The following is an 11,322-nucleotide window of genomic DNA, read 5'->3' on the forward strand; positions in this document are numbered from 1 at the left end:
TAAAAATCTAGTGCCCGCCGCAGCCGCAACCGCCGGATCCACAACCGCATCCGCCATCGCCGCAGCCGCCGGACGGCATGTCAATAGCGGCGGTGAGCAGGGCCGTACCGGAGATCACGGAATCCTTGACCGGCAATTCGCCACGGTCCGCCGGCAGGCAGAGATCGAAGGGGAATAGCCCATCCATGACGAGGTGCGCGAATTTCTCACCGGTGAGTTCATTGGTACGCCATTCGGCTTCCATCACCCGGGCGGCGAAGGTAGCCGCCGGCGTGGGGGCCTGCGCGCCGGAGCCAGAGGCGATGACGCGGGCGCCCTCGGATTCAAAGAGGGCGGGGTATTCGCCGTTTTCGGCCTCGTAGGCGGCCGGGGACTCGTAGGTGGTGATATCGAGCCCCATGGCGGTCAGCGATACCTGCTGCCATTCCTGCCGCGGTTCTTCTGCCAACAGCGGCCCCTGCGCGAGGTTCGCCGTGACCTGGGCCAGCGGCGTGCCGAAGGGATCGATGATGTCCATGATCGCTAGCACGTCATTAAACATCTCCACGTGGGCGAAACCCTGCGTGACCGCGTCGAAGCCGATAAAGGTGGCGTAGGGTTCGACCGCCAAGATATTAAGCTGGGCGCCCGAGGGGTCGCCGTATTGAATGAGCTGGCCACCGCGGACCTCGCCGGTAACGGCAAGGCGGTTCGTGGCGATGGCTGCTTCGACCGCGTCCTGCCAGCGTTCGAAATCCAGGCCGATCGCCTGCATCTCGGTATTCTTCTTCTGGGTAGTAGTCGTTGGCCTAGGCTGCGTCGTTTCCATAGGCACCATTGTATCGCTTTGTCCAGTAAGCCCGGAAACCGCAATTCCCGTTTTGCGGTCTAACGTGCCAAAATAGATAGCAATATGAACAAATTTTCCCCGCAGAATTCTGATAGCTCGGCGAGCAAGGACGAACTTCTCGCCCAGGCCTTCCGCGACCACGCGGACACCCCGCAGGAAACCACGCCCACCAGCGGCGATCTAGATTTGGCCGAGCGCAATGCCTTCCGCCGCGTTACCCGCGAGACCTCCATCCGCGCCGAGGACACCACCGATGGCTACGAGGTGGAATACCGAAAACTGCGCCTCGAGCGCGTCATCCTCGTGGGCGTGTGGACCGAAGGCACCGTAGCGGAGGTCGAGGCCACGATGGATGAGCTGGCCGCCCTGACCGAAACCGCCGGCGCGGACGTGGTCGAAATGATCTACCAAAAGCGCGATAAACCGGACCCAGGCACCTTCATCGGCTCGGGCAAGGTCAAAGAGCTCCACGATATCGTCGAGGCCACCGGCGCCGATACCGTCGTGTGCGATGGTGAGCTGAACCCCGGCCAGCTCACGGCATTAGAGCGCGCGCTCAATACCAAGGTCATCGACCGCACCATGCTCATCTTGGACATCTTTGCCCAACACGCAAAGTCCAAGGAGGGCAAGGCGCAGGTCTCGCTGGCGCAGCTGGAATACCTCTATACCCACACCCGCGGTTGGGGCGGCAATCTCTCGCGCCAGGCCGGCGGCCGCGCCGGTTCCAATGGTGGCGTCGGCCTGCGCGGGCCCGGTGAAACCAAGATCGAGACCGACCGCCGGCGCATTCGCACCGAAATGGCGCGCCTGCGCAAGGAACTGCGCGGGATGAAGACCGCCCGCGAGGTCAAGCGTTCCCGGCGCCAGTCCTCCACGATCGCCCAGATCGCCATCGCCGGCTACACCAACGCCGGCAAATCCTCGCTCATTAATGCCATGACGAACGCGGGCGTGCTTGTGGAAGACGCCCTATTTGCCACCCTGGATCCCACCACGCGGCGGGCCTCGCTTGCCGATGGCCGCCAGGTCGTCTTCACCGATACCGTCGGCTTCGTTCGCCACCTGCCTACCCAGCTGGTGGAGGCTTTCAAATCCACCCTGGAAGAAGTACTCGCCGCCGATATTATGCTGCACGTCGTGGACGGATCGGACCCGTTCCCGCTCAAGCAAATCGAGGCGGTCAATAAGGTCATCTACGATATCGTCAGCGAGACTGGTGAGCAGGCCCCGCCGGAAATCATCGTGATCAACAAGATTGACCAGGCCGACCCGCTCGTGCTCGCGGAGCTGCGCCACGTCCTGGATCATGAGGACGTCGTCTATGTTTCGGCGCGCACGGGGGAGGGCATCGACGAGCTGAGCGCGCGCGTGGAGCTCTTCCTCAACTCCCGCGATAGCCACGTTAAGCTGCAGGTTCCCTTCACCCGCGGCGATGTCGTCTCGCGCGTGCACGCCGAGGGCACCGTGCGCAGCGAGGAATACACCGAGGACGGCACGCTTGTCGATGTCCGCCTGCCCGCCACCACCGCCCGCGAGCTCGCCGAATTCATCGTGGAGGAAGATTCCTAAAACTCGTGCTCCATGGGCCATAATGGTGGTTCGTGAGCATACTAGGTTGGACCGTCCACGGCGACGGTAAGAAAATTGCACCAGGCGCCGTGGTCGCGCCCGAGGAACGACTAAGTTGGGGCCGAACCATTGGCATCGGCATGCAGCACGTGGTGGCGATGTTTGGTGCCACGCTGCTGGTGCCCACCCTGACCGGATTTCCGGTCAATACCACGCTGCTGTTTTCCGGCATCGGCACCATCCTCTTCCTGCTGATTACGCGCAATCGCCTGCCGTCCTACCTGGGTTCGTCGTTTGCCTTCATCGCCCCGCTGACCGCCTCGCAGCAATACGGGATTGCGGCGCAGGCCGGATCCATTCTGGTGACCGGTTTGGTGCTGGTGGCGGTCGGTTTTGTGGTCAAGGCTGCCGGCAAGCGGGTGCTCGATGCTGTGATGCCGCCGGCGGTTACCGGCGCCATCGTCGCGCTCATCGGGCTTAATTTGGCGCCGAATGCGGCCGAGAACTTCGCCTCGCAGCCCTTGGTCGCAGGCATCACGCTGCTGGTTATTCTCCTAGCCACGGTTGCCGGGCGCGGCATGGTTTCGCGCCTGTCCATCCTCATCGGCGTGGTCGTCGGCTGGGTTTTCGCCGCCCTGACCGGTAATTTAGGCGAGGATGCCAGGGCTGCCATCGATGCCGCGCCGTGGGTAGGCCTGCCCGAATTTCACGCCCCAGAGTTCCATCTTTCCGCCATCGCCGTGGCCTTGCCGGTGCTCGTGGTGCTGATTGCGGAAAACGTCGGCCACGTCAAGGCCGTTTCTGAGATGACCAACCGCGACTTGGACGACCTTGCCGGCGATGCCCTGATTGCCGATGGCCTCGCTTCCTCCCTCGCCGGTGGTTTCGGCGGCTCCGGTACCACGACCTATGCAGAGAATATCGGCGTTATGGCCGCCACGCGCGTCTATTCCACGGCCGCGTATTGGGTTGCGGCCCTGACCGCTATTTTGCTGGCGTTCGTCCCGAAGTTCGGTGCGCTGATTTTCACCATCCCCACCGGCGTGCTTGGCGGGGCCACCCTCGTGCTCTATGGGCTTATCGGCATGCTGGGCGTGCGGATCTGGATGGATAATGAGGTCAACTTCAATAACCCGGTGAACCTGACGGCGGCCGCGGTGGCCTTGATCGCGGGCATCGGCAACCTGACCCTGACCGTGGGTGGGGTGAGCTTGGAGGGCATCGCCTGGGGCTCTGTCGGCATCATCATTGCGTATCCCATCATGCGGCGGCTGTACGAAACCGTGGGCGAAGGCCACGACGCTAAATACTAAATTCTGTGGATAACTTTGTTGACCCCGCCGCGAAATAGCGCCGTGGCGGTACGGTTCGCGGCCTAATCCACAGGCCTTCGTGCGTGCGGTCGCGGCCGCGCCGGATTGTGCGTTGTACTAGGCGGCATGAACGCACTCGACCGTTATTTAACCGCGCTGGGCCAAGGGATGGATATCATCGCCGCCGCCCGGGGCTTAAGCGAGCGTGATGTGGTGCAGCGCGGCGCCAGCGACATCGCCGCGCGCGAGGTGGTGCATCTTTGCGATGTCTATTTTGGCCGCTGTGCCTTTAGCGCCAAGCAACGCACGGCGCGCTCGACGACGCACCCGCTCGACGTGCTCAGCCTCATCGAAAAGTTCGCGCTGCGCGCTCGCACTCAGCGCGATGCTTGGGCCATACGCTCCGAGTTATGTGAGTTCCGCGGAAGCGCCACTGCCTTGCGTAAGCGGGCGCGCGACCTCTTGCGGGAGCTACAGCCGCCCCGCACTCCGAAGAAAGGGGTGCGGATCACCCGCCGGCCGCGCGGACCGTGGTCGTTGACCATCACCGGGGAATCCGCCGACGTCGCCGATATGCACTCTGCCCTTGATACCGAGCGCCCATTGGAATCGGTCAAATCCATCTTCTTCGGCGGGAAGTCTGGGGCGCGCACCACCGTCACCACGCAGGTGGTCATCACCTTGGACGAGCTCGACCGCATCGTCGATGGCGATGGCGAGGAAATAACCCTGCAGCTTACCAATGGCTCGCGCATCAGCGGTGCCGACCTCGCGAGCCGCGTCTTAAGCGATCACGGGTACATCACGCTGGTACACCCTGTAGAGGCCAGGGGCCAAGGTTGTTGATGGTGATCCGGTAGAGGTCTCGGGTGGTCTTGCGCACGGCCCGGGCGGCCCAGGCTTCCATGATCTGCTGGACGGTGCGCTTGCGGGCTGGGGTCGATCCACTCCTCGCGGTGAAGCGCGCGCACTTGCTCCTGGAGCCAGGCTTTGGCCTGCTTCTCGGTGTCGAAGGTCTTGGAGTGCTCCCGGTCGATGTTGTTCCGGTAGCGGGCTACCCAGCGGGTGCGGCCTTTGGTGTAGGTGCTGTCGGCCTTCTTGCGGGGTTTGGTGACGCGGCGTTGGATAGCCGTGCTATACTCCTTGGAGGTGTTTGATCCTCGTGGTGGGGGACAGGCCCGTTGTTTCCCCGGTGGTGCGCAGGCCATCGGGGGTTTTCTCATTGGGATCCAAGCATAGCAAGGAGGGCCACGGGTGATGTTCCCGTGTCCCACTGTGCTGGGTTTATCCTTTTGGTATGGGAGCGAAGGTTCCGTCTAGCACTATTTTTGCTGGACTCATTTTCGCTTCAACTGCTATGGATACGGCTTCGTCAAGATGTACAGCCATGAGAGAGATTGGATGGTTGTCATCCCTAGCGCATCTCTCAAAGTAGCCTATCCACTCTGAATCGGTTAGTGCTATCGGAATGGAACTGACTACGTTCTTGGCGTGACCTCGGACTATATTGACCCTTAACCCATCGTCATCTTCCATAAGATGGAGCCGCTTGTGGTTAGCAAAGTATGCCACGAGTTGCTCCTTGATGGAGTTGGCCTGGGGTGACATCAGTTGCACCCGTCATCCGTCGGAAAAGTGGTGAGCACTTCATGCTTGTCGGTCAGGATCGTCTTTGTTCGCTTTGTCTTGACGACTTCTCCAGAGTCCTTGTTGACGAGATAGATCTCTGAGCTGACACACCATTTGCCACCATCTTGCGGGGCAGTTTGATCGGGATTAGTGATGTTCTTGGTGAGCGCCATGTCTGCGATGTCGCGCCAGTTACGTCCCTCGATGTCGGCGAGTGTTTGCCACTGCGGGCCGTGGCGGTTGACAATGTGGCGGAATCCGACGTTCTCAGTTCCGCATTTCAGGGTGATGTCGCCAGCGCCAAGCTGGTTTTCTGGCGGCCCGTAGGGGCCACCGTGCCATGTGCGGATCACCTTGCCAATGTCTTTTGCTCCGTCTTGTGGGCAAGCGCCCCAAACCGCAGGATCTGGCATGTCAACAGCCTGCGCGGGGATCGTAGTGAGTGGGCCGAATACCGCTGCGCTAAGGCTGACCGCAAGTAGTTTTTTGATTCTCATGTCCCCTCCTTAACTAGTGGGACTGGGATATCAATCATGGTAGGGTAGTGCCGCAGGTTTCACAACCGAGAAGAAGAGATTCCCCTCACGTCAGATACGTACGAAAGCGCCCCTGGCTTGCATGAGGTCAGGGGCAGGTAAGGAGTTTTGCAGGGGGCTACAGGGCGGCGTCGAACTCCGCTGCGCACTGTTTCGTCCATCCGGTGGTGCCGTCGGTGAATACCGTGGTGCCACGCTGGTAAAGGGTGTGGTCGGTGAGGCAGTGGGAGGTGGTCTGCCCGGTGTCCTGTACAGGCGGGGCAGGCGGTGCCGTGGCGTCATCGACCAGCTGGGCGGGTTGCGCGGGTAGCTCTGAGGTGTTGTCATCACCTTGAGCAGGGGCCGGAGCCCCTGGAAGATCCAGTACCCAAGCCTTCGTCGCACCTCTCGGGGTGAGATGATGAGCTTTTCCGCGTTCGCAGGTACCGCGTAGACGTTCTGCGTGCGCTGTTTTCACCCACGCGGGTGAGGCTATCCCCTGTGGGGGACAAAGATTCGCAATCGAATGCGATGCCCAGCGGCTCCGAATATCCGTCCTTCGTGAGCACTTTCGCGTCGCCGGTGGTGAAGGAGAAGTTATCCGACCAGGAGTACTCATTGACGGCGATCTCCGCGTCAAAGGTGAGATAGGTCTGCTCCTCGGTGGGGCGTCTACGTAGCTGGCGACTCGGGGACACTGGTCATGTAGAGCCACGTTGCTGATAGTGACGTCAATGTCGCAGGTCCGATCACCATCGCAGGTGATGGTGAAAGGCTCTCCTTCATTGATGGTGTCCAGTGTGGGGTCCGAGGACGCAGCCACCTCGGTGGAAGGAGCGGCTTCCGCAGTCGTGGTGATGTCCTCCTTGGCCTCATTAGCGCTGCTGCACGCGGACAGGAGCAGGGCAGCGGGGATCAAGACGCCCATGGGCCGGATAGTGGTGCACTGCATGATGGGTTCCTTTCTAGGTGGGGCTACTCGCAGGCCACGCCGTCGCCGTCTTTGTCGAGATCGCGGCTGTTACCGGAGCTGTCTGTGTAGAGCGGAGCAGCACCGGCAGCACGCACGGCTGCGCAGTTCTTGTAGTAGGTGGATGCTTCACGGGCGGGGGCGACAGGAGCTTCATAGGCGGGAGCAGGATCCGCCACAGGGGCCGGAGCGTTAGCCTCCTCCACGTCCCCCGCAGCGGTGTCGTTGCTCTCCTCGACAGCGGTTTCCACCGGCTCCTCAACCTGCTCTGGCTCCTCCTCCTGGGTGACCACCTCGGTCAGGGTGACCTCTGCGGTCACAGCCCCCTCTGAGGTCACCTCCACAACGCAGGTCTGCATCGCCGTAGGAGTCTCCACCACAGGCTCCTTCTCGGGTACGTCGCTCTCTGTCGCCGGGACAATCGCAGACCCCACAACCAGCCCCACGATGGACCCGATGGCAATGACAGGCCACCGCCGGTTGACCTTCTCAGCGGCGGGCGGCTTACCAAGCAGGTACGATCCGCTTCGGACAAGAACGTGTAATTCTCAACCCCCTTCGCGGCTTCCGCAGAGCGTCCCTGTCGTGCTTCTCACAGTACATCCACCAGCCGCCAGGCAAGATGATCGCGACCCCCATGATGACCGCACCGATGAAGGCTCCAACACCGCCCTTCTCGATGCTGAGGAGACCTCCGAGCACCACCAGCACCCCGAGGATGGTGGAGGCCCAGGCCAGGACGGCTTTCCAGGTTGGCGGTTTATGCTGCTCAGCCATAATTCAACTCCCAGTATCTCGTGTCACAGGGGGTACGAAAGTATCCTAAGCCGCCCAGCTCGCAAGGCAGAACACAACGCGGGTAGCGGGGGACACCTCCAGGATCCCGCAAAAATCCCGCAAGCCACGCCGGAACCCCCGGAATGGCCGGAATAACCTGAATGCTCGGACGGTTCTGACCTGCGGAACTGTGAAACCACTGGTAGTGGAATCGGGTTGCAACGTTTGCAGAGAATATCGGCGTTATGGCCGCCACGCGCGTCTATTCCACGGCCGCGTATTGGGTTGCGGCCCTGACCGCTATTTTGCTGGCGTTCGTCCCGAAGTTCGGTGCGCTGATTTTCACCATCCCCACCGGCGTGCTTGGCGGGGCCACCCTCGTGCTCTATGGGCTTATCGGCATGCTGGGCGTGCGGATCTGGATGGATAATGAGGTCAACTTCAATAACCCGGTGAACCTGACGGCGGCCGCGGTGGCCTTGATCGCGGGCATCGGCAACCTGACCCTGACCGTGGGTGGGGTGAGCTTGGAGGGCATCGCCTGGGGCTCTGTCGGCATCATCATTGCGTATCCCATCATGCGGCGGCTGTACGAAACCGTGGGCGAAGGCCACGACGCTAAATACTAAATTCTGTGGATAACTTTGTTGACCCCGCCGCGAAATAGCGCCGTGGCGGTACGGTTCGCGGCCTAATCCACAGGCCTTCGTGCGTGCGGTCGCGGCCGCGCCGGATTGTGCGTTGTACTAGGCGGCATGAACGCACTCGACCGTTATTTAACCGCGCTGGGCCAAGGGATGGATATCATCGCCGCCGCCCGGGGCTTAAGCGAGCGTGATGTGGTGCAGCGCGGCGCCAGCGACATCGCCGCGCGCGAGGTGGTGCATCTTTGCGATGTCTATTTTGGCCGCTGTGCCTTTAGCGCCAAGCAACGCACGGCGCGCTCGACGACGCACCCGCTCGACGTGCTCAGCCTCATCGAAAAGTTCGCGCTGCGCGCTCGCACTCAGCGCGATGCTTGGGCCATACGCTCCGAGTTATGTGAGTTCCGCGGAAGCGCCACTGCCTTGCGTAAGCGGGCGCGCGACCTCTTGCGGGAGCTACAGCCGCCCCGCACTCCGAAGAAAGGGGTGCGGATCACCCGCCGGCCGCGCGGACCGTGGTCGTTGACCATCACCGGGGAATCCGCCGACGTCGCCGATATGCACTCTGCCCTTGATACCGAGCGCCCATTGGAATCGGTCAAATCCATCTTCTTCGGCGGGAAGTCTGGGGCGCGCACCACCGTCACCACGCAGGTGGTCATCACCTTGGACGAGCTCGACCGCATCGTCGATGGCGATGGCGAGGAAATAACCCTGCAGCTTACCAATGGCTCGCGCATCAGCGGTGCCGACCTCGCGAGCCGCGTCTTAAGCGATCACGGGTACATCACGCTTGTGCATCCCGTTGAAGGGCCGGTCAACTTGTACCGCACGTCCCGGTTTGCCAACGCGAAGCAGCGCTTGATGGCGGCCGCCTTCAATCCCGTATGCCCCTGGGAAAAATGCAATTATCCTGCCGATGAGTGCCAGATCCACCACCTAGAAAGCTGGCAGCACGGTAGCAATACCAATGCCGCTAACCTCGCTACTTGTTGCCCGTACCATAACGGCGTCAACGATGATGACCCGCAGGCCCCGCCGCGGCGCGGGAGATTGGCCCGAATACAAGGAAAGGTCCGCTGGCTTCCGCCGTGGGCCACGAACCCCGGCAGCCCGAACGAAAACGACAGGCCGCCATCCTAAGAATCCGGGACAAGAGGATTAGCACAAAAAGATCCGCACCCCGCACGGATTTACAGGTTCAGGGTCAAAATCCTAGCGACCGTGCTTATGCGCCGCGCGAGCGAGCTGAATAGCCGGCGCAATGGGCACTGGGAAACCCGCCGATGGATCGCAAAAGCTCCCCGCCGTCAAGGCGAGGAGCGTACGAGTCGTGTTTAAACGCTAGTTATGAGCAGCAGCGCTTAGGAAGCGTCGAGATCCTGCTCGATGAGGCCGGCGATCTTCTCAACGGCTTCTTCGTTGTCAGAGGTAACGGTGACCTCGTCGCCCTGCTCGGCACCGAGGGCCATGATCATCAGGGAAGAAGCCGCGTCGGTTTCGTTATCGTCATCTTCACCGACGAGGTTCAGGAAGATGTCCTCGTCGTATTCGCCGGCGGCGTCAGCGATGATGGAGGCAGGACGTGCGTGCAGTCCTACAGAGGAGCCCACCTTTACAGTCTTGGAAGCCATGGAAATTATCCTTTCTGTAGTTAATTTATCGTGATCCAGTGTACGAGCGTTTGGTTTATGCCGCCACGTTCTGGGAACCGGTTTTGGTCTCTGGAGCAGCCTTTTGCGCAGCTTGCTGGACGGTCTTATTGGGCCAGAATTGCTTCATGGCCAAGACCGCGACGGTGGATACCGTCACGCCGGCAAGGATGGCTACCAGGTAGGCCCAGAATGGGTCGATAGCGAAGGCAACGAAGATACCACCGTGCGGGGCGCGCGACTCGACCGACAGCGCCATGGAAATAGCACCCGTCACGGCGCCACCAGCCATCATGGAAGGGATGACGCGGAACGGATCGGCCGCGGCGAAGGGGATGGCGCCTTCGGAGACGAAGGATAGGCCGAGCAACCAGGCGGACTTACCGTTTTCCTGCTCGGCAGGGGTAAATAGCGACTTGCGGATGAAGGTTGCCAAGGACAGAGCGATGGGCGGCACCATGCCGGCAGCCATGACAGCGGCCATGATTTGCATGGAGGCTGCATCGCCGGTGGACAACCCTGCGGTGGCAAAGAGGTATGCGGCCTTGTTGACCGGGCCACCCAGGTCGACGCACATCATCAGGCCCAAGATGATGCCGAGCACTACGGCAGAAGACCCAGACATGGAAGACAGCCAATCTTGCAGGCCCTCCATCAGCGCGGCCAGTGGGGCGCCCAGCAAAAGGTACATCGACAGGCCAACGACGAGGGAAGTCAGCAGCGGAATGATGACCACCGGCATGAGGGAACCGAGCCAGCGCGGGACTTTCCAATTGCCAATCCACAGGGCGATAAAGCCGGCCAACAAACCGGTGACCAGGCCACCGATAAAGCCCGCGTCGAGGGTCACGGCGATAGCACCGCCGACAAAGCCCGGCGCAATACCAGGGCGCCCGGCCAAGGCGTAGGCGATATAGCCAGAAAGTGCGGCGACAATAAAGCCCATCGCGGCCTGGCCAATGGCAAAGAGAACCGCGCCTATATAGAGCCCGAACCCGGAGTTCTCGAACGACATGGTCTCGCCGTCGACGGTAATCTCATTGCCCGGCAGGTTGGACAGGGAATAATCCGTGGAAAGCGCCTGCCAGCCATTGGCCATATCGGCGCCGCCGAAGAGGAATCCGAGGGCCAAGAGAAGGCCGCCGGCGGCGACGAACGGCACCATGTAGGACACGCCGGTCATAATCGCCTGCTGGATGCGCTTGCCCCAACCCAGCGATTTTCCTTCTTCTTCTGCGGAGGAGGAAGAGGCGGTGCCAGAGACCTTTCGGGCATTTGGGTTCTTCGCCGCCGCGATGGCCTCGTCGAGCATCTTGCCGGGCTCGTTGATGGCCCGCTTGACGCCGGCTTCGATGACGGGCTTGCCCGCGAAGCGCTCGCGGTCGCGCACGCCAACGTCTGTGGCGAAGATGACCGCGAGC

Annotated in this window: 11 protein-coding genes and 1 pseudogene; 5 read left to right on the plus strand and 7 right to left on the minus strand. The window is 61.6% G+C overall.

Annotated features, from left to right (window positions below; all coding sequences use genetic code 11):
- Positions 1–7: 7 nt before the first annotated feature.
- Positions 8–817, minus strand: coding sequence for a hypothetical protein (locus MHX65_RS07545; protein ID WP_239269531.1), 810 nt, complete (start codon positions 815–817; stop codon positions 8–10).
- A gap of 75 nt (positions 818–892) precedes the next feature.
- Between MHX65_RS07545 and hflX the strand changes: the two genes are divergently transcribed.
- The 3 genes from hflX to MHX65_RS07560 all read left to right on the plus strand — a co-directional run bounded on the left by hflX (position 893) and on the right by MHX65_RS07560 (position 4,560).
- Entirely contained in the window at positions 893–2,401 is a 1,509-nt protein-coding gene (gene hflX / locus MHX65_RS07550; protein ID WP_023030607.1) for a GTPase HflX, read from the plus strand.
- A gap of 32 nt (positions 2,402–2,433) precedes the next feature.
- Positions 2,434–3,714 (plus strand): uracil-xanthine permease family protein, encoded by a 1,281-nt coding sequence (locus MHX65_RS07555; protein WP_239269532.1) that lies wholly within the window; start codon positions 2,434–2,436, stop codon positions 3,712–3,714.
- 126 nt (positions 3,715–3,840) lie between these two features.
- A complete protein-coding gene (locus tag MHX65_RS07560) occupies positions 3,841–4,560 on the plus strand; it encodes an HNH endonuclease (RefSeq protein WP_239269533.1) in 720 nt (239 codons plus the stop codon).
- Positions 4,561–4,998: 438 nt separating this feature from the next.
- On the opposite strand, the gene MHX65_RS07565 is transcribed toward MHX65_RS07560, so the two are convergent.
- The 4 genes from MHX65_RS07565 to MHX65_RS07580 all read right to left on the minus strand — a co-directional run bounded on the left by MHX65_RS07565 (position 4,999) and on the right by MHX65_RS07580 (position 7,605).
- A complete protein-coding gene (locus MHX65_RS07565; RefSeq protein WP_239269534.1) occupies positions 4,999–5,286 on the minus strand; it encodes a hypothetical protein in 288 nt (95 codons plus the stop codon).
- A 35-nt stretch (positions 5,287–5,321) separates the two neighbouring features.
- Positions 5,322–5,840: a hypothetical protein gene (locus MHX65_RS07570; protein WP_239269535.1), complete on the minus strand. Its 519-nt coding sequence runs from the start codon at positions 5,838–5,840 to the stop codon at positions 5,322–5,324.
- Positions 5,841–6,833: 993 nt separating this feature from the next.
- Positions 6,834–7,208, minus strand: a complete 375-nt coding sequence (locus MHX65_RS07575) for an excalibur calcium-binding domain-containing protein (protein WP_239269536.1) — start codon at positions 7,206–7,208, stop codon at positions 6,834–6,836.
- A 124-nt stretch (positions 7,209–7,332) separates the two neighbouring features.
- A complete protein-coding gene (locus MHX65_RS07580; RefSeq protein WP_239269537.1) occupies positions 7,333–7,605 on the minus strand; it encodes a hypothetical protein in 273 nt (90 codons plus the stop codon).
- 221 nt (positions 7,606–7,826) lie between these two features.
- On the opposite strand from MHX65_RS07580, the pseudogene MHX65_RS07585 reads away from it, so the two are divergent.
- Both MHX65_RS07585 and MHX65_RS07590 read left to right on the plus strand, forming a co-directional pair.
- A pseudogene (locus MHX65_RS07585) lies at positions 7,827–8,234 on the plus strand (solute carrier family 23 protein); the annotation flags it as partial.
- A gap of 126 nt (positions 8,235–8,360) precedes the next feature.
- Positions 8,361–9,392 (plus strand): HNH endonuclease signature motif containing protein, encoded by a 1,032-nt coding sequence (locus MHX65_RS07590; protein WP_239269538.1) that lies wholly within the window; start codon positions 8,361–8,363, stop codon positions 9,390–9,392.
- A gap of 221 nt (positions 9,393–9,613) precedes the next feature.
- Here MHX65_RS07590 and MHX65_RS07595 read toward each other — a convergent pair whose 3' ends face one another.
- A complete protein-coding gene (locus MHX65_RS07595) occupies positions 9,614–9,883 on the minus strand; it encodes an HPr family phosphocarrier protein (RefSeq protein WP_239269539.1) in 270 nt (89 codons plus the stop codon).
- 55 nt (positions 9,884–9,938) lie between these two features.
- Positions 9,939–11,322 (minus strand): PTS fructose transporter subunit IIC (locus MHX65_RS07600; protein WP_239269540.1); only part of this gene is annotated, 1,384 nt, incomplete at its 5' end.

Origin of the sequence: Corynebacterium sp. ACRPS (assembly GCF_022346005.1) — a bacterium.
Lineage (GTDB): Bacteria > Actinomycetota > Actinomycetes > Mycobacteriales > Mycobacteriaceae > Corynebacterium.

What these genes read in the sequence shown, in the direction of transcription:
- MHX65_RS07545 (WP_239269531.1), bottom strand. Translation starts at nt 817, where the DNA reads ATGGTGCCTATGGAAACGACGCAGCCTAGGCCAACGACTACTACCCAG.
- hflX (WP_023030607.1), top strand. Translation starts at nt 893, where the DNA reads ATGAACAAATTTTCCCCGCAGAATTCTGATAGCTCGGCGAGCAAGGAC.
- MHX65_RS07560 (WP_239269533.1), top strand. Translation starts at nt 3,841, where the DNA reads ATGAACGCACTCGACCGTTATTTAACCGCGCTGGGCCAAGGGATGGAT.
- MHX65_RS07570 (WP_239269535.1), bottom strand. Translation starts at nt 5,840, where the DNA reads ATGAGAATCAAAAAACTACTTGCGGTCAGCCTTAGCGCAGCGGTATTC.
- MHX65_RS07580 (WP_239269537.1), bottom strand. Translation starts at nt 7,605, where the DNA reads ATGGCTGAGCAGCATAAACCGCCAACCTGGAAAGCCGTCCTGGCCTGG.
- MHX65_RS07590 (WP_239269538.1), top strand. Translation starts at nt 8,361, where the DNA reads ATGAACGCACTCGACCGTTATTTAACCGCGCTGGGCCAAGGGATGGAT.
- MHX65_RS07595 (WP_239269539.1), bottom strand. Translation starts at nt 9,883, where the DNA reads ATGGCTTCCAAGACTGTAAAGGTGGGCTCCTCTGTAGGACTGCACGCA.